Annotated in this window: 17 protein-coding genes; 15 read left to right on the forward strand and 2 right to left on the reverse strand. The window is 65.6% G+C overall.

Annotated elements, in window-relative coordinates:
- Nucleotide 1: 1 nt before the first annotated feature.
- Complete coding sequence (locus tag ABL843_RS07930) at nt 2-775, reverse strand: SAM-dependent methyltransferase (RefSeq protein ID WP_418119511.1); 774 nt, start codon at nt 773-775, stop codon at nt 2-4.
- Nucleotides 772-1,353 (reverse strand): Maf family protein, encoded by a 582-nt coding sequence (locus ABL843_RS07935; protein WP_184635498.1) that lies wholly within the window; start codon nt 1,351-1,353, stop codon nt 772-774. The genes ABL843_RS07930 and ABL843_RS07935 overlap by 4 nt, the downstream gene beginning before the upstream one ends.
- A gap of 82 nt (nt 1,354-1,435) precedes the next feature.
- Here ABL843_RS07935 and ABL843_RS07940 point away from each other — a divergent pair, with 82 nt between their 5' ends.
- The 15 genes from ABL843_RS07940 to lepB all read left to right on the forward strand — a co-directional run bounded on the left by ABL843_RS07940 (nt 1,436) and on the right by lepB (nt 15,819).
- The gene (locus tag ABL843_RS07940) at nt 1,436-1,993 is read left to right on the forward strand and encodes a YceD family protein (RefSeq protein ID WP_418119512.1); all 558 of its coding nucleotides are present in this window, start codon (nt 1,436-1,438) and stop codon (nt 1,991-1,993) included.
- 173 nt (nt 1,994-2,166) lie between these two features.
- Nucleotides 2,167-2,349 carry a 50S ribosomal protein L32 gene (gene rpmF, locus ABL843_RS07945; RefSeq protein WP_007830466.1) on the forward strand — a complete coding sequence of 61 codons (183 nt, stop codon included), beginning with the start codon at nt 2,167-2,169 and terminating at the stop codon, nt 2,347-2,349.
- 61 nt (nt 2,350-2,410) lie between these two features.
- On the forward strand, nt 2,411-3,508 hold the full coding sequence (gene plsX / locus ABL843_RS07950) for a phosphate acyltransferase PlsX (RefSeq protein WP_126022639.1): 1,098 nt from the start codon (nt 2,411-2,413) through the stop codon (nt 3,506-3,508).
- Nucleotides 3,508-4,485 (forward strand): beta-ketoacyl-ACP synthase III, encoded by a 978-nt coding sequence (locus ABL843_RS07955; protein WP_126022640.1) that lies wholly within the window; start codon nt 3,508-3,510, stop codon nt 4,483-4,485. Before plsX ends, ABL843_RS07955 begins: the two co-directional genes overlap by 1 nt.
- A 59-nt stretch (nt 4,486-4,544) precedes the next feature.
- Nucleotides 4,545-5,498, forward strand: a complete 954-nt coding sequence (gene fabD, locus ABL843_RS07960; RefSeq protein WP_418119513.1) for an ACP S-malonyltransferase — start codon at nt 4,545-4,547, stop codon at nt 5,496-5,498.
- Nucleotides 5,499-5,525: 27 nt separating this feature from the next.
- Nucleotides 5,526-6,269, forward strand: a complete 744-nt coding sequence (gene fabG, locus ABL843_RS07965) for a 3-oxoacyl-ACP reductase FabG (protein ID WP_126022642.1) — start codon at nt 5,526-5,528, stop codon at nt 6,267-6,269.
- Between the two features lie 99 nt (nt 6,270-6,368).
- Nucleotides 6,369-6,608, forward strand: a complete 240-nt coding sequence (gene acpP / locus ABL843_RS07970; RefSeq protein WP_007830471.1) for an acyl carrier protein — start codon at nt 6,369-6,371, stop codon at nt 6,606-6,608.
- 102 nt (nt 6,609-6,710) lie between these two features.
- The gene (gene fabF, locus ABL843_RS07975; protein WP_019654120.1) at nt 6,711-7,955 is read left to right on the forward strand and encodes a beta-ketoacyl-ACP synthase II; all 1,245 of its coding nucleotides are present in this window, start codon (nt 6,711-6,713) and stop codon (nt 7,953-7,955) included.
- A gap of 13 nt (nt 7,956-7,968) precedes the next feature.
- On the forward strand, nt 7,969-8,451 hold the full coding sequence (locus ABL843_RS07980) for a hypothetical protein (protein WP_418119514.1): 483 nt from the start codon (nt 7,969-7,971) through the stop codon (nt 8,449-8,451).
- Between the two features lie 10 nt (nt 8,452-8,461).
- On the forward strand, nt 8,462-9,133 hold the full coding sequence (gene rpoE / locus ABL843_RS07985; protein ID WP_126022645.1) for an RNA polymerase sigma factor RpoE: 672 nt from the start codon (nt 8,462-8,464) through the stop codon (nt 9,131-9,133).
- A 16-nt stretch (nt 9,134-9,149) separates the two neighbouring features.
- Nucleotides 9,150-9,827, forward strand: a complete 678-nt coding sequence (locus ABL843_RS07990; RefSeq protein ID WP_184635506.1) for a sigma-E factor negative regulatory protein — start codon at nt 9,150-9,152, stop codon at nt 9,825-9,827.
- A 31-nt stretch (nt 9,828-9,858) separates the two neighbouring features.
- Nucleotides 9,859-10,938, forward strand: coding sequence for a MucB/RseB C-terminal domain-containing protein (locus ABL843_RS07995; protein WP_184635508.1), 1,080 nt, complete (start codon nt 9,859-9,861; stop codon nt 10,936-10,938).
- A gap of 93 nt (nt 10,939-11,031) precedes the next feature.
- Nucleotides 11,032-12,513 carry a DegQ family serine endoprotease gene (locus ABL843_RS08000; protein WP_126022648.1) on the forward strand — a complete coding sequence of 494 codons (1,482 nt, stop codon included), beginning with the start codon at nt 11,032-11,034 and terminating at the stop codon, nt 12,511-12,513.
- A 521-nt stretch (nt 12,514-13,034) separates the two neighbouring features.
- Nucleotides 13,035-14,846 (forward strand): translation elongation factor 4, encoded by a 1,812-nt coding sequence (gene lepA / locus ABL843_RS08005; RefSeq protein ID WP_126022649.1) that lies wholly within the window; start codon nt 13,035-13,037, stop codon nt 14,844-14,846.
- A gap of 7 nt (nt 14,847-14,853) precedes the next feature.
- A complete protein-coding gene (gene lepB / locus ABL843_RS08010) occupies nt 14,854-15,819 on the forward strand; it encodes a signal peptidase I (protein ID WP_418119515.1) in 966 nt (321 codons plus the stop codon).
- The last annotated feature ends 16 nt before the right edge of the window (nt 15,820-15,835 follow it).

Consider the following 15,835-nt stretch of genomic DNA (forward strand, 5'->3'; position numbering starts at 1 on the left):
ATCAGCGGCCGATCGCGAACACGGCGGGCAGGCGTTCGTCAGTGGTGGGCTGGGGCTTCGCCGCGCGCCAGGACTTGACCGTCTCGCTGCGCACGTGGGCGTTGGCGAGCGTCAGGCCGCGTGCCACGGCGAGGCGGGTGTTGTGCTGCAGCGTCTGCGTCAGCGCCTGCAGCAGTGCGGCGTTGCGATAGGGCGTCTCGATGAAGAGCTGCGTCTGCCCCGACTTGAGCGCCAGCGCCTCGAGCTCGCGGATGCGGGCCTGGCGCTCGCCGGCGTCCTGCGGCAGGTAGCCGACGAAGGCGAAGTTCTGGCCGTTGAGCCCGCTCGCGGCCAACGCAAGCAACAGGGAGACGGGGCCGGTCAGCGGCACCACGGCGAGGCCGAGGTCGTGCGCGGCGCGCGCCACCGACGAGCCTGGATCCGCCACCGCCGGCATACCGGCTTCGCTCAGCAGGCCGACATCGTGGCCTTCGAGCGCGGCGGCGAGCAGGGGGCGGGCGTCGAATTGCCCGGCATGGTCACCCTTTTTGTGCACTTCGCGCGGCAGTTCCTGGATGTTCTGCGCCTGCAGGGGCGCGGCGAGCGGCGCGACGGCATCGATGCGCTTCAGGTAGGCGCGCGCGGACTTCGCGTTCTCGCAGATCCAGTGCGTGATGCCGGCGGCCGTCTGCAAGGTGCCCAAGGGCAGGGCATCCTGCAACGGGGCTTGAGCCTCGCAGCCGAAATCGAGCGGCGCGGGGACGAGATAGAGCTTGCCTTTTTCCTTCTGCGTCATAGGAGGTCGACCCCCGCGGCGCGCAGCATCTGGCAGGTTCTTATCAGTGGCAGGCCGACCAGCGCGGTCGGGTCGTCGCTGTCGATGGAGTTCAGCAGCGCGATGCCCAGGCCCTCGCTTTTGGCGCTGCCGGCGCAGTCGTAGGGCTGTTCGGCCTGCAGGTAGTGCTCGATGGCGGCGTCGCTGAGGTCGCGGAACACCACGCGCACGGGGGCGATGTCGCGCTGGACGAAGCCCGTGGCCTTGCAGACGACGGCCACGGCGGTCTGGAAGATCAGCGTCTGGCCGCGCATGCGGCGCAGCTGGGCGGTGGCCCTGGCGTGGTCGCCGGGCTTGCCCAGCGCTTCGCCGGCGAGATCGGCCACCTGGTCCGAGCCGATGACCACGGCTTCGGGGAAGCGGGCGGCCACGGCATTGGCCTTTTCGAGTGCGAGGCGGACGGCGAGGTCGTGCGGCGTTTCGCCGGGCAAGGGTGTTTCGTCCACTTCCGGCGAGTGCACGTCGAAGGGCAGGCGCAGGCGGGTGAGCAATTCGCGGCGATAGCGCGAGGTGGAAGCGAGGATCACTGTGCGTTGCATGCCGACGATTGTGCGTGAGCCGCCTAAAACCCTCAGGCATGTCCCATGCCGGCCGGATGGCTGGCGCGCTAGACTGGCGTGGATGAAGAGAGAATTCGCCCCCGAACGGCTCAATGTGCCCGGTTTCGCCGCCGCTGGCGCCACGATGGAAGCCGCAGATCCGGTTCCGAAATACGCACGCCTGGTCGCCGAACTGGCTGCTCCCGCTCCCGATGCGGTGGTGAACTGGACGGCCCACGGCGAAGAACGCCCCGGCGCGGATGGCAAGCCCGTGCCCTGGCTCCATCTGGAGGCCGAGGCCGTCGTGCCGCTGGTTTGCCAGCGCTGCCTGTCGCCGGTAGGTACGTCGCTTACCGTGGACCGCTGGTTCCGCTTCGTCGCCAACGAGGAGGTCGCCGAGGCGGAAGACGAGGAATCCGAGGAAGATTTGCTCGTCGTGAGCCGGGATTTCGACCTCCATACCCTCCTCGAAGACGAGCTTCTGATGGAAATCCCCGTCATGCCGGCCCATGAGGTCTGTCCCACGCCGGTGCGGCTTTCGTCCAGCGACGAGGACTTCAAGGCCGCCGAAGAGGCCAAGCCGAACCCCTTTGCCGTGCTCGGTGCGTTGCGTTCGCGCAAGCCGGAAGAGGGAAAGTAGCCCTTTGCCTCAGGCTGGGCTATAATCATGGGCTTCGCGCGCGCCGCCGTGAGCAGCGATACACGAAACGACGACAGGGGCATTCCATACATGCCGCCGGGTTTTGCGGGTTTCGTTTATTGCCACCGCTTGAGCCCGCATCCAATCACCAACCTAACAGTCCAGGAGCCATCATGGCCGTCCAGCAAAACAAGAAGTCGCCTTCCAAGCGCGGCATGCACCGTTCCCACAATGCACTGGTCGTGCCCGGCATCGCCGTGGAGCCGACCACCGGCGAAACCCACCTGCGCCACCACATCAGCCCGAACGGTTTCTACCGTGGCCGCCAGGTTCTCAAGAACAAGTCCGAAGCCTGATCTCGCATCCCAAGGCCAAGGCCCGAAGCTACTTTTGCCGTAGCGTCGGGCCTTTGTTTTGATGGCTACGCCTTCTTTTTCCGAAAACACCGCTGCGCCTTCCGCAATCACGCTCGCCGTGGATTGCATGGGGGGTGATCATGGGCCGCGCGTCACGCTCGCGGCCTGCCGCGCGTTCCTCGAGCGGCACGGCGATGCCTCGTTGCTGCTCGTCGGCGCGCCAGCCGCGCTGGCCGGGTTTGCTGACCATCCGCGTGCCCGTATCGTCGCCGCGAGCGAAGTCGTGGGCATGGACGATCCAATCGAAATCGCCCTGCGCAAGAAGAAGGATTCTTCGATGCGCGTCGCGATCCAGCAGGTCAAGGACGGCGCCGCCCAGGCGGCCGTTTCCGCCGGCAATACCGGCGCCCTCATGGCGATCGCGCGCTACCTGCTCAAGACGCTGGAAGGCATCGACCGCCCGGCCATCGCGCCGCAGCTCCCCAATGCCAAGGGCGGAGCAACGACGGTGCTCGACCTCGGCGCCAACGTCGATTGCGACGCCGAAGACCTGCTCCAGTTTGCCGTGCTCGGCTCTGCACTGGTGTCGGCGCTGACCGGCAACGAGGCGCCTTCGGTCGGCCTGCTCAATATTGGCGAGGAAGCCATCAAGGGCAGTGAAACGATCAAGAAGGCAAGCCAACTGCTGCGTACGGCCGCCAATTCCAAGGATCTGAACTTTTACGGCAACGTGGAAGGCAACGATATCTTCAAGGGCACGACCGACATTGTCGTCTGTGACGGTTTTGTCGGAAATGTGGCGCTCAAGGCCAGCGAAGGCGTCGCGTCGATGATCGGCGAGTTCATCCGGGTCGAATTCTCGCGAAGCCTTTTCACCAAAATTGCGGCAATTGTTGCTTATCCGGTCCTAAAAGCGTTTAAAAGTCGCTTGGATCATCGTCGCTACAACGGTGCCGCCTTGTTGGGCCTGCGCGGACTGGTTTTCAAGAGCCATGGCTCGGCTGACGAGGTGGCTTTCGGTCATGCGCTGGATCGCGCTTATGATGCCGCTCGCAACAACCTGCTCGATCGCGTGCGGGCCCGCATCGCCCACGCCGCGCCTTTGCTCGCGCGGCAGGAACCGGCGGCGCCGGTCGACGCGACAGCCCTTCACGTTTGATGACTCCTTATTCACGCATTACCGGCACCGGCAGCTACCTGCCTCCACGCCGCGTGACCAATGACGATCTCGCCAAGGATCTGGCTACGCGAGGCATCGAGACCTCCGACCAGTGGATCGTCGAGCGCACCGGTATTCACGCCCGGCATTTCGCCGCGCCGGATGTCACCAGCAGCGACCTCGGTCTCCAGGCGGCCCGGCACGCGCTGGAGGCGGCCGGCCGCAAGGCCAGCGACGTCGACCTGATCATCGTTGCGACTTCCACGCCGGACATGGTGTTTCCGTCGTCGGCAGCCATCCTCCAGAACAAGCTCGGCATTGCCGGCTGCCCGGCGTTCGACGTGCAGGCGGTCTGCAGCGGTTTCGTCTACGCGCTCACCGTCGCCGACGCGATGATCCGCACCGGCACCGCGCGCTGTGCGCTGGTGGTGGGCGCCGAAGTGTTCTCCCGCATCCTCGACTTCAACGACCGCACCACCTGCGTACTGTTCGGCGACGGCGCGGGCGCGGTGGTGCTCGAGGCCAGCGAGGAGCCCGGCATCCTGGCAAGCGACCTGCACGCCGACGGCAAGCACGTCGGCATTCTTTGCGTGCCGGGCCACGTTTCGGGCGGCAACGTGCTGGGCACGCCGCTGCTGCACATGGACGGCCAGGCCGTCTTCAAGCTCGCGGTCCGCGTGCTCGAAGAGGCGGCGCGTGCCACGCTGGCAAAGGCCGGCAAGGTAGACACCGACATCGACTGGCTCATCCCGCACCAGGCCAACATCCGCATCATGGAGGGCACCGCGAAGAAGCTGAGGCTTCCGCGCGAGAAGCTGATCGTCACGGTCAACGAGCACGGCAACACCTCCGCCGCCTCGATTCCGCTGGCGCTCGACGAGGCGGTGCGCTCGGGCAAGGTGAAGAAAGGCGAAACGCTCATGCTCGAGGGCGTGGGGGGCGGCTTCACCTGGGGCGCGGTGCTGTTGAATCTGTAGTTAGCTAGTGCGTTGCGGTGCCCCGGAAGGGGCTGGCAATGCGAGACGACGCGTAAACAATGAAATCCTTTGCATTTGTCTTTCCGGGGCAGGGCTCGCAGGCTGTCGGCATGCTCGACGCCTGGGGCGACCATCCGGCCGTGGCCGAAACGCTGCGTGAGGCGTCCGAGGCGCTCGGCGAAGATGTCGGCGCCCTGATCAAGAACGGCCCGAAGGAAGAGCTGGCGCTCACCACGAACACCCAGCCCGTGATGCTGGTGGCTGGTGTGGCCGCATGGCGCGCATGGCTGGCCGAGGGTGGCGCGAAGCCTTCCGTCGTGGCGGGGCATTCGCTCGGTGAGTATTCGGCGCTGGTTGCTTCGGGCGTGCTGACGCTGGCGCAGGCCGCGCCGCTGGTGCGCTTCCGTGCGCAGGCGATGCAGCAGGCCGTGCCTGTGGGCGTCGGCGCGATGGCTGCCGTGCTTGGCATGGAGTCGGGCAAGGTGGTGGCTGGGTGTGCGGAAGCCACGGCCAGTTTCGGCGCCGGCAGCGCGGAAGTCGTTGAAGCGGTGAACTTCAACGACCCGGTGCAGACGGTGATCGCCGGCAGCAAAGCTGCGGTGGACAAAGCCTGCGAGCTGCTGAAGGCAAACGGCGCCAAGCGCGCGCTGCTGCTGCCGGTTTCGGCGCCTTTCCATTCGAGCCTGATGAAGCCCGCGGCGGAAGCGCTGCGCGAGAAGCTGGCTTCGGTCACGCTGGCTGCGCCGCAGATCCCGGTGCTGAACAACATCGACGTCGCCGTCGAAACCGACGCCGACCGCATCCGCGACGCCCTGGTGCGCCAGGCCGCTGGCCCGGTGCGTTGGGTCGAGAGCGTGCAGGCCTTGAAACTGCGCGGTGTAGCCGCCATCATCGAGTGCGGTCCCGGCAAGGTGCTGGCCGGCATGGTGAAGCGCATCGCCCCCGATCTGGAAGCCGCGTCGGTGTACGACTTGGCAACTCTCGCGGACACCCGACAATCGCTCGCCGGCTGACGGCGCCAAGGCCCCCATACTTTTCTTATGAGCATTCCCAAATTCGAAGGGCAGGTTGCCCTGGTCACCGGCGCGACGCGCGGCATCGGCGCGGCGATCGCGCTGGAGCTGGCCCAGCGCGGCCTCAAGGTCGTGGGCACCGGTACCACTGATGACGGCGCGGCCAAGATCACCGCGGCGCTGAGCGCGTACGACGGCCGCGGCCGCGCGCTGAACGTCAATGACGGCGCCGCCGTCGAAGCCCTGATCGACGAGATCGTGCAGGCATACGGCGCCATCCACGTGCTGGTGAACAACGCCGGCATCACGCGCGACACGCTCGCCATGCGCATGAAGGACAGCGACTGGGATGCGGTGCTCGACACCAATCTCAAGGCCGTCTTCTCGCTCTCGCGTGCGGTGATCCGCCCGATGATGAAGCAGCGCTATGGCCGCATCATCAGCATCACCAGCGTGGTGGGCGCTTCCGGCAATGCCGGCCAGGCCAACTACGCGGCCGCCAAGGCGGGCGTGGCGGGCATGACCCGTGCGCTGGCCCGCGAACTGGGCAGCCGGAACATCACCGTCAACTGCGTCGCCCCCGGTTTCATCGAGACCGACATGACGGCCAGCCTTCCCGAAGCCCAGCAACAGGCGCTGCTCCAGCAGATCCCGCTGGGCCACCTGGGCAAGCCGGCCGACATCGCGCACGCGGTGGCGTACCTCGCATCGCCCCAGGCGTCCTACGTCACGGGGCAGGAGCTGCACGTCAACGGCGGCATGCACATGTAGCCGCAAGGCGCAAGTTTTCTCCGTCCCGGGGGCACGGCAAATGCCACAATGCGCCCGGCTAAAATCCACCGATTACCTACAACCCTCAGAGGGAACCAAATGAGCGATATCGAAGCACGTGTCAAGAAAATCATCGCCGAGCAACTCGGCGTGGAAGAGTCCCAGGTGACGAACGAAAAGGCTTTCGTGGCTGACCTCGGCGCCGACTCTCTCGACACGGTCGAACTCGTGATGGCACTCGAAGACGAATTCGGCATCGAAATTCCCGACGAAGACGCCGAGAAGATCACCACGGTGCAAAACGCCGTCGACTACGCCACCAAGAATCAAAAGGCCTGATCGGCCAGCTGACAACAACATTGCAACTGCGGCCGGCGGCTTTTTCTTGAACCGCACGCGCCGGCAGGCAACTGTTCAGCGCTTTCAGAAAGGTTTGCCGGCATGACCAAACGCCGCGTCGTCGTTACCGGACTCGGTTGCATCGCTCCTGTCGGAAACACCGTTGCCGAATCCTGGGCCAACCTGTTGGCCGGGAAGTCGGGCATTGCGAACATCACCGCGTTCGATGCAAGCGCCTTCGCCTGCAAGTTCGCAGGTGAGGTCAAGGGTTTCGACATCACCCAATACATCTCGGAGAAGGAAGCGCGTCACATGGACCGCTTCATTCATCTGGGGCTCGCCGCCGCCATCCAGGCGGTGCAGGACAGCGGACTGCCGACCGGCGAAGCGCTCTCCTATGAGCAGGCCGTGCGCATCGGCTGCAACATCGGCTCGGGCATCGGCGGACTGCCGATGATCGAGGAAACGCACGGCGAGCTGATGAACCGCGGCCCGCGCCGGGTGTCGCCGTTCTTCGTGCCGGCTTCGATCATCAACATGATCTCGGGCCACGTCTCGATCAAGTACGGCTTCAAGGGCCCGAACATCGCGGTCGTGACCGCCTGCACCACCGGCCTGCATGCCATCGGCACCTCGGCTCGCATGATCGAGTACGGCGACGCCGACGTCATGATCGCCGGCGGCGCGGAATCGACGATCTCCCCGCTCGGCATCGGCGGCTTCACCGCGCCTCGCGCGCTGAGCACCCGCAACGACGATCCGGCCACGGCCTCGCGCCCGTGGGACAAGGACCGCGACGGCTTCGTGCTGGGCGAGGGCGCCGGCGTGCTGGTGCTCGAAGAATACGAACACGCCAAGGCGCGCGGCGCCAAGATCTACGCCGAGGTCGCGGGCTTCGGCCTGACGGGCGACGCGTATCACATGACCGCGCCCGACGTCGACGGCCCCCGCCGCTCGATGGCCATGGCGCTTTCGAACGCGGGCGTCAACGCCGACCAGGTGCAATACCTGAACGCGCACGGCACTTCCACGCAGATCGGCGACGTCAACGAGACCAATGCGGTCAAGCTGGCTTTCGGCGACCACGCGAAGAAGCTGGTCGTCAATTCGACCAAGTCCATGACCGGCCACCTGCTGGGCGGCGCGGGCGGCATCGAGTCGGTGTTCACCGTGATGGCGCTGCACGAGCAGAAGAGCCCTCCGACCATCAACATCTTCAACCAGGATCCGGAGTGCGATCTCGACTACTGCGCCAACGAGGCGCGCGATCTGAAGATCGATGTCGCGGTCAAGAACAACTTCGGCTTCGGCGGCACCAACGGCACGCTGGTGTTCAAGCGCGCTTGAGCGTCGCTCTGTCATGCACAGCGCGCCGTCGGTGACCTATCCGGTGGGGCGCTCGCGTGGCGCGACCCGGATTCTTGTCGTTCTCTGGGCGCTGGGCGCTCTTTGCGCGGGTGCGTCCTGCTATCTCTTCGATAGCGTCGGATGGCGTCATCTCCTGCTGGTTCTCAGTGTCGTGTTCGCGGGCGTCGCCGCGGGTTTCGGCCTGCGGCAAGAAGGCGCGGGCGTCCTGCACTTCGACGGCCTTTACTGGTCGCTGACAGGCAATCAGGCCTCTCGTGGCGTGCACGCCGCGCGTGCCTCCGTGGCGCTCGACTTCCAGTCGCTGATGCTGCTGCGCCTGAGCGAACCGGGCCGTGCCCGGCGCTGGATCTGGATCGAGCAGCGGGCCATGCCCGAGCGCTGGCGCGATCTGCGCCGCGCAGTATATTCGCGCCCCCCGGCCGCCACGCCCGCGGCCGACCCCTGGCGCGCGACAGCTCCGGCCGACGCGCCCTGAACCTTCTTCGATGACCACTTCCCCGCCCGTGCCGCCGGACTCCGGCCTGAACGACGCGCCCGCCGCGGCGGCGCGTCCGGGCGAGGTCGATTTCCAACTGGTCCAGCGCACCGTCGCAGGCGACCAGAAGGCCTTCGAACTGCTGGTCATCAAGTACCAGCGCCGCATCGAGCGCCTGATCGGGCGGATGGTGCGCGATGTCGACCTGATCGAGGACATCGCGCAGGAAACCTTCATTCGCGCCTACCGCGCCCTGCACCAGTTCCGCGGCGAAGCGCAGTTCTATACCTGGCTCTACCGGATCGCCGTCAACACCGCCAAGAAGGCGCTGGTGGACATGAAGCGCGATCCCACCGTCTCCGAGGCGGCTCTGAGGCCTTCTTCCGAGGATGAGGATGAAACTTACCGTCCCGGAAACGAACCAACCAGCGACGAAACCCCCGAATCGGTCATGGCGGCGAACGAAATCGCCGGCGCCGTCGAGGCAGCCATGGAAGCGCTCCCTGCCGAACTTCGGCAGGCGGTCACGCTGCGCGAGATCGAGGGCATGAGTTACGAAGAGATTGCCGAGGTCATGGATTGCCCTATCGGCACGGTGCGTTCGCGGATTTTCCGGGCGCGCGAGGCCATTTCGGCCAGGGTCAAGCCGTTGCTGGACAACCAGTCCGGCAAGCGTTGGTAGTAAGCAGGTGAATGAAATGAATCAGACGATGACGGTTCGGGAACAGGTGTCCGCACTTGCGGATGGTCATTTGCAGGGCGAGGCGTTCGCTCAGGCTATCGAGGCGATCGGCGCCGAAGGCGAGTCGCGCGCGACATGGCAGGCCTACCACGTGGTGGGCGACGTGCTGCGCTCGGGTTCGCATTCGCCGTGCAGCGATACCTCGGCCTTCCTGGCGCGCTTCCAGCAGCGGCTGGCGGCAGAGCCGGTGATGATGGCCCCGGTGGCGGAGCCCGTCGCCGTGGCCATGCCAGTCCAGCGCAGGGCGGAAGCGGCCAACGAGCCGGTGTTCCGCTGGAAGCTGGTGGCCGGCGCCGCATCGCTGATGGCCGTTGCCGCCATCAGCTGGACCCTGGTCGGCAACGGCTCGGCCGTGCCGCAGCAAGGCGGTGCTCAACTGGCTTCGGTGCAGCAGCAACAGCAGCCGGCACCGGCCGTGAACTCGGTGCTTGCCGCGGCCGCGGCCAACGGCCCCCAGGCCGTCGGCAACACGCTGACCCCGACCCGCGTGATCGTGGGCAACGGCAATCCGCAGGTCATGCTGCGCGACCCGCGCCTGGATCAACTCCTCGAAGCGCACCAGCAGGCCGGCGGCGCTTCGCAAATGCCCTCCGGCTTCCTGCGCAACGCCACTTTCGAGGGCCCGACGCGCTGATGAGCGCGAGCAGCACCCGTAGCCGCCCGTAATGACCGTTCCGATGCCGTTCTCCGCACGCGCCTTCGTGCTTGTGTTTGCTGCCTTCTGCCTCGCGCAGGCTGCCACCGCGCAGACCCGCTCGGGCACCGCGAATGCGAAGAGTGCGGCAACCGCGCAGACGGACGAGCCGCCCGCGATGAGCGTCACGGAGTGGCTGCAGCGCATGCACACCGGCGCCCGCCAGCGCAACTACGTGGGCACCTTCGTGGTGTCGGCGCCGGGCGGCGACCTTTCGAGCGCGCGCATCTGGCATGTGCGCGACGGCGAACACCAGATCGAGCGCATCGAAGCCCTGACCGGGCCGCCGCGCTCCACCTTCCGGCGCAATCGCAACGTCATGACCTTCCTGCCGGAGGCGAAGGTGGTGAAGGTCGAGAAGCGCGAGAACCTCGATCTCTTCCCGAATCTGCCGGACAAGCCCGATTCCTCGATCGGCGATTTCTACGACGTGCGCGCGATCGGCAAGGACCGCGTCGCCGGCTTCGATGCCGACGTGGTGCAGCTGGTGCCGCATGACGGATTGCGCTTCGGCTATCGCATCTGGAGCGAGCGCCGCTCGGGCCTCGTGGTGAAACTGCAGACCGTCGACAGCGACTCCCGCGTGGTGGAGCAGTCGGCTTTTTCCGAACTGCAGCTCGATGCGCCGGTGAAGGCGCAGGCGCTCGCGCAGATGATGTCCAACACCGCGGGATACCGGGTCGAGAAGCTCGAACTCGAACGAAGCAACGCGCAGGATGAAGGCTGGACCCTGCGCACGCCCGTGGCCGGATTCAAGCCCCGAAGCTTCTTCCGTCGTCCCACGACGGGTGACGACGGCGGCAAGGCAAAGCAGCAGGATGCCGCTACCGTCCAGTGGACCTTCTCCGATGGCCTGGCCTCGGTATCTCTCTTCATCGAACGCTACGACCCCGCGCGCTCGCCCCGCGACGGCGTGCTGACCATCGGCGCGACCAACGCGATCCGCCGCCGCCTGCCCGAACCGGCCAGCGACTGGTGGCTGACCGCGGTCGGCGAAGTGCCCCAGCAGACGCTCAACGCATTCGCACAAAGCCTCGCGCGCACGCGCTGACGGGCCCGAGAAGCGCCAATTGCGCTGAACCAAGCCCGCGCAGCAGACTCATAGACCTGTTTTTCGCCGCTCTGTTCTTTTGAAAGAAAGCCGATGATCTTCAAAGTCGAGGGACACAAGTTTCGTTCCGGCCTGCTGGCATGCGCACTCGCACTGACCGCCAGCGCCACATTCCTTCCCGTCGAGCCTGTTCACGCGCAGACGCGCACGCTGCCCGACTTCACCGATCTGGTCGATCAGGTCGGCCCCTCCGTCGTCAACATCCGCACCGTCGAGAAGGTGGCGCAGCGCGGCGGCAACGGCGAGATGGACGAGGAAATGCAGGAGTTCTTCCGCCGCTTCTTCGGCCAGCCGCTGCCGGGCCAGCCGCGACAGGGGCCGCGCCAGAACCGTCCGCAGCAGCCGCAGGAAGAAGAGCGTCCGCGTGGTGTGGGCTCCGGCTTCATCCTCACGCCCGACGGCTACGTGATGACCAATGCGCACGTGGTCGAGGACGCCTCCGAGGTGTTGGTCACGTTGCCCGACAAGCGCGAGTTCAAGGCCAAGATCGTCGGCGCCGACAAGCGCACCGACGTCGCCGTCGTGAAGATCGAGGCGACCGGCCTGCCGGCGGTGAAGGTCGGCGACATCTCCAGGCTGCGCGTGGGCGAGTGGGTGATGGCCATCGGCTCGCCCTTCGGCCTCGAGAACACCGTCACCGCCGGCATCGTGAGCGCCAAGCAGCGCGACACCGGCGAATACCTGCCGTTCATCCAGACCGACGTGGCCATCAACCCGGGCAATTCGGGTGGTCCGCTCATCAACATGCGCGGCGAGGTGGTCGGCATCAACAGCCAGATCTACTCGCGCTCGGGCGGCTTCATGGGCATCTCGTTCTCGATTCCGATCGACGAGGCGATCCGCGTGAGCGACCAGCTGCGCACGTCGGGCCGCGTTTCGCGTGGCCGCATCGGCGTGCAGATCGACCAGGTCACGAAGGACGTGGCCGAGGCCATCGGCCTGGGCAAGCCGCAGGGCGCGCTGGTGCGCGGCGTCGAGGCGGGCTCGCCGGGCGAGAAGGCCGGCGTGGAGCCGGGCGACGTGATCACCAAGTTCGACGGCAAGGCCATCGAGAAGCCGAGCGACCTGCCGCGCCTGGTGGGCAACACCAAGCCGGGCACGAAGAGCACGCTCACCGTGTTCCGGCGCGGCGCCTCGCGCGACCTCAGCGTGACCATCGCCGAGATCGAGCCCGACAAGCCCAGCAAGCGTGCGAGCGATCGCGACGAGCCGGCGCAGAAGCCGCCGGCATCCGCCGCCGCCAAGTCGCTGGGGCTGGCCGTGAGCGACCTCACCGATGCGCAGAAGAAGGAGCTGAAGGTGAAGGGCGGCGTGAAGGTCGATGCAGCCAGCGACGCCGCGGCCCGTGCGGGCCTGCGCGAGGGCGACATCATCATGGCTGTCGGCAATGTCGATGTATCGAACGCGCGGGAGTTCGAGTCGGCAGTTGCCAAGTCCGACAAGAGCAAGCCGCTCAGCGTGCTCTTCCGCCGCGGCGACTGGGCGCAGTACGCGCTGATCCGGCAGACACGCTGACCGGCTCTGGCGTCAAGTGGCCCCACCCGGTAGTCGGGTTTGGGGCCGTTTTTTTGAGGTGTTTACGACGTTCCGGCGCCGGCCTCCAAAAAAATCCGGCGGACTGAAAACGCTGATTTTGGTTTGCGTCTACTAACTTTCGAAAGGGCTAAGGACGGTTTTCGGTAGAATAAGGCACTCTCGGCGGCTGGTCGGCGCATAAGGAATGCCCCGACCTTCACCATGCGAGATGCCAGATGGCAGTCCACCGGTGCTCCACAGATCGCCCACAAGTTGTTCAGTAACTGCTCCACCGATCCTGTGGATAACCTGTTTGTATCTTTGATGTTGTGGACCTGCAACGACCCTTTTGGACCCCGTTCCCGGATGTACGCGCTTCCCTTTTTGCCTACAATGAAGCTCCAACTACTGCAGTTGCCATTGCTTGTTGGTTCAGGGCGCGTCTCCAGAAGACGCGCCCTTTTTTCTTGCCTGTAGCACTCTGCGTACGAGCCAATTCAAGTACTTAAGCGTTCCCGTTGATGAATCACATCAGAAATTTTTCGATCATTGCGCACATCGACCATGGCAAGTCGACGCTCGCAGACCGTTTGATCCAACGTTGCGGCGGCCTCGCGGAGCGCGAGATGGAAGCGCAGGTCCTCGACTCGATGGACATCGAAAAAGAGCGTGGGATAACCATCAAGGCGCAGACGGCTGCGCTGCAGTACAAGGCGCTCGACGGCAAGGTCTATAACCTCAATCTGATCGACACGCCGGGCCACGTCGACTTCTCGTATGAAGTGAGCCGCTCGCTGTCCGCATGCGAAGGTGCGCTGCTCGTCGTCGATGCATCGCAGGGCGTCGAAGCGCAGACGGTGGCCAACTGCTACACCGCGCTCGACCTCGGCGTCGAGGTGGTGCCGGTGCTCAACAAGATGGACCTGCCGCAGGCCGACCCCGACACGGCGAAGGCCGAGATCGAGGACGTGATCGGCATCGACGCGAGCGACGCGATCCCTTGCTCGGCGAAGACCGGCATGGGCATCGACGAGATCCTGGAGGCGATCGTCGCGAAGGTGCCGGCGCCGCGCGGCAATCCCGAGGGCGCGCTGCGCGCGATGATCATCGACAGCTGGTTCGACGCCTACGTCGGCGTGGTCATGCTGGTGCGCGTGGTCGACGGGCGCCTCGCCAAGGGCGACCGCATCAAGATGATGGCGACCGGCGCGAGCTACAACGCCGACAACCTCGGCGTGTTCACGCCCGCCAACCAGCCGCGGGAAGCGCTCGAGGCAGGCGAGGTGGGCTACATCATCGCCGGCATCAAGGAGTTGCAGGCGGCCAAGGTGGGCGACACCGTCACGCTGATCAAAGGGGGCACTGGCGGCGCGGCCTTCACCGCCACCGAGCCGCTGCCGGGCTTCAAGGAAATCCAGCCGCAGGTCTTCGCCGGGCTCTACCCGACCGAGGCCAGCGAGTACGACTCGCTGCGCGACGCGCTCGAGAAGCTCAAGCTGAACGACGCCTCGCTGCACTACGAGCCCGAGGTCAGCCAGGCGCTGGGCTTCGGCTTCCGCTGCGGCTTCCTTGGCCTGCTGCACATGGAGATCGTGCAGGAGCGCCTGGAGCGCGAGTTCGACCAGGACCTGATCACGACCGCGCCGAGCGTGGTCTACCAGGTGCTCAAGAACGACGGCGAGGTCATCATGGTCGAGAACCCGTCCAAGATGCCCGACATCGGCCGCATGGCCGAAATCCGCGAGCCGATCGTCACGGTGCATCTCTACATGCCTCAGGACTACGTCGGCCCGGTGATGACGCTGGCCAACCAGAAGCGCGGCGTGCAGATCAACATGGCCTACCACGGCCGCCAGGTCATGCTGACCTACGAGATGCCGCTCGGCGAGATCGTGCTCGACTTTTTCGACAAGCTGAAATCGGTGAGCCGCGGCTACGCCTCGATGGACTATGAGTTCAAGGAGTACCGCGCCTCCGACGTGGTGAAGGTCGACATCCTGCTCAACGGCGACAAGGTCGACGCGCTGTCGATCATCGTGCACCGCAGCCAGTCGCAGTTCCGCGGCCGGGCGGTGGTCTCGAAGATGCGCGAGATCATCTCGCGCCAGATGTACGACGTCGCGATCCAGGCGGCCATCGGGGCCAACATCATTGCGCGTGAGACAATCAAGGCCCTTCGCAAGAACGTTCTGGCGAAGTGCTACGGCGGCGACATCACCCGCAAGAAGAAGCTGCTCGAGAAGCAGAAGGCGGGCAAGAAAAGAATGAAGCAGATCGGCTCCGTCGAGGTCCCGCAAGAGGCCTTCCTCGCGATCCTGCAAGTCGAAGACTGATCGAAAAATGGCATTCATCACCTCCCTGGTCCTCGCGGCCTTCGCCGCCTACGTCGGCGCCTGGTACTTCAACATGATCGAAGGCAACTTCGCCTTGCTGCTGTTCCTGGCGACGGTGGTCACCGGCCTCTACTGGCTGGCCGAGCGCTTCTACTTCCTGCCGCGGCGCGAGCAGGCCGCCGCGAAGCTCGAAGCCTCGCTGGCCGAGCGCAACGCGCGCCTGGCGGGGCAGGGCATCAACCAGGTCGACACGGTCGACGCCAAGGCGAGCGAGCGGCTGCTGATGCAGCCCTGGTGGCTCGACTGGACCGCCGGCCTGTTCCCGGTGATCCTGGTGGTGTTCCTGCTGCGCTCGTTCCTCTACGAGCCCTTCAAGATCCCGTCGGGCTCGATGATGCCCACGCTGCTGACCGGCGACCTGATCCTGGTCAACAAGTTCACCTACGGCCTGCGCCTGCCGGTCATCAACACCAAGATCACCGAAGGCACGCCGCTGGCGCGCGGCGACGTGGTGGTATTCCGCTACCCGCCCAAGCCGAGCATGGACTACATCAAGCGCGTGGTCGGCATTCCGGGCGACGAGGTCGCCTACCTGAACAAGAAGCTCACGATCAACGGCCAGCCGGTCTCCAAGGTGGCCGCCGCCGACTACCTCGACGGCGAATCGATGCGCCTGCTCAAGCAGTTCGACGAGAACCTGGGCGGCAAGCAGCACAAGATCCTCAACGACGATGCCTCGCCGGCATTCGTGCCCGGCGCCAGCGACTTCCCGTTCCGCGAAAACTGCCGCTACTCGGTCGAAGGCGTTGTCTGCAAGGTGCCGCCTGGCAACTATTTCATGATGGGCGACAACCGCGATAATTCGGCCGACTCGCGTTTCTGGGGATTCGTGCCGGACAAGAACATCGTGGGCAGGGCCTTCTTCGTCTGGATGAATTTCGGCGACCTGGGACGCATCGGTCCGTTTCAATAAACAAGCGTTCATCGCA

It is taken from the genome of Variovorax sp. 350MFTsu5.1 (genome assembly GCF_048302515.1).
Lineage (GTDB): Bacteria > Pseudomonadota > Gammaproteobacteria > Burkholderiales > Burkholderiaceae_C > Variovorax > Variovorax guangxiensis.

Bases quoted from the DNA above. Each gene is read 5' to 3' on its own strand.
- ABL843_RS07930 (WP_418119511.1), bottom strand. From the start codon at position 775: ATGACGCAGAAGGAAAAAGGCAAGCTCTATCTCGTCCCCGCGCCGCTC.
- ABL843_RS07995 (WP_184635508.1), top strand. From the start codon at position 9,859: ATGACCGTTCCGATGCCGTTCTCCGCACGCGCCTTCGTGCTTGTGTTT.
- fabF (WP_019654120.1), top strand. From the start codon at position 6,711: ATGACCAAACGCCGCGTCGTCGTTACCGGACTCGGTTGCATCGCTCCT.
- ABL843_RS07955 (WP_126022640.1), top strand. From the start codon at position 3,508: ATGACTCCTTATTCACGCATTACCGGCACCGGCAGCTACCTGCCTCCA.
- plsX (WP_126022639.1), top strand. From the start codon at position 2,411: ATGGCTACGCCTTCTTTTTCCGAAAACACCGCTGCGCCTTCCGCAATC.
- ABL843_RS08000 (WP_126022648.1), top strand. From the start codon at position 11,032: ATGATCTTCAAAGTCGAGGGACACAAGTTTCGTTCCGGCCTGCTGGCA.
- ABL843_RS07980 (WP_418119514.1), top strand. From the start codon at position 7,969: ATGCACAGCGCGCCGTCGGTGACCTATCCGGTGGGGCGCTCGCGTGGC.
- fabG (WP_126022642.1), top strand. From the start codon at position 5,526: ATGAGCATTCCCAAATTCGAAGGGCAGGTTGCCCTGGTCACCGGCGCG.
- ABL843_RS07990 (WP_184635506.1), top strand. From the start codon at position 9,150: ATGAATCAGACGATGACGGTTCGGGAACAGGTGTCCGCACTTGCGGAT.
- rpoE (WP_126022645.1), top strand. From the start codon at position 8,462: ATGACCACTTCCCCGCCCGTGCCGCCGGACTCCGGCCTGAACGACGCG.
- lepB (WP_418119515.1), top strand. From the start codon at position 14,854: ATGGCATTCATCACCTCCCTGGTCCTCGCGGCCTTCGCCGCCTACGTC.
- lepA (WP_126022649.1), top strand. From the start codon at position 13,035: ATGAATCACATCAGAAATTTTTCGATCATTGCGCACATCGACCATGGC.
- fabD (WP_418119513.1), top strand. From the start codon at position 4,545: ATGAAATCCTTTGCATTTGTCTTTCCGGGGCAGGGCTCGCAGGCTGTC.
- ABL843_RS07940 (WP_418119512.1), top strand. From the start codon at position 1,436: ATGAAGAGAGAATTCGCCCCCGAACGGCTCAATGTGCCCGGTTTCGCC.
- acpP (WP_007830471.1), top strand. From the start codon at position 6,369: ATGAGCGATATCGAAGCACGTGTCAAGAAAATCATCGCCGAGCAACTC.
- ABL843_RS07935 (WP_184635498.1), bottom strand. From the start codon at position 1,353: ATGCAACGCACAGTGATCCTCGCTTCCACCTCGCGCTATCGCCGCGAA.
- rpmF (WP_007830466.1), top strand. From the start codon at position 2,167: ATGGCCGTCCAGCAAAACAAGAAGTCGCCTTCCAAGCGCGGCATGCAC.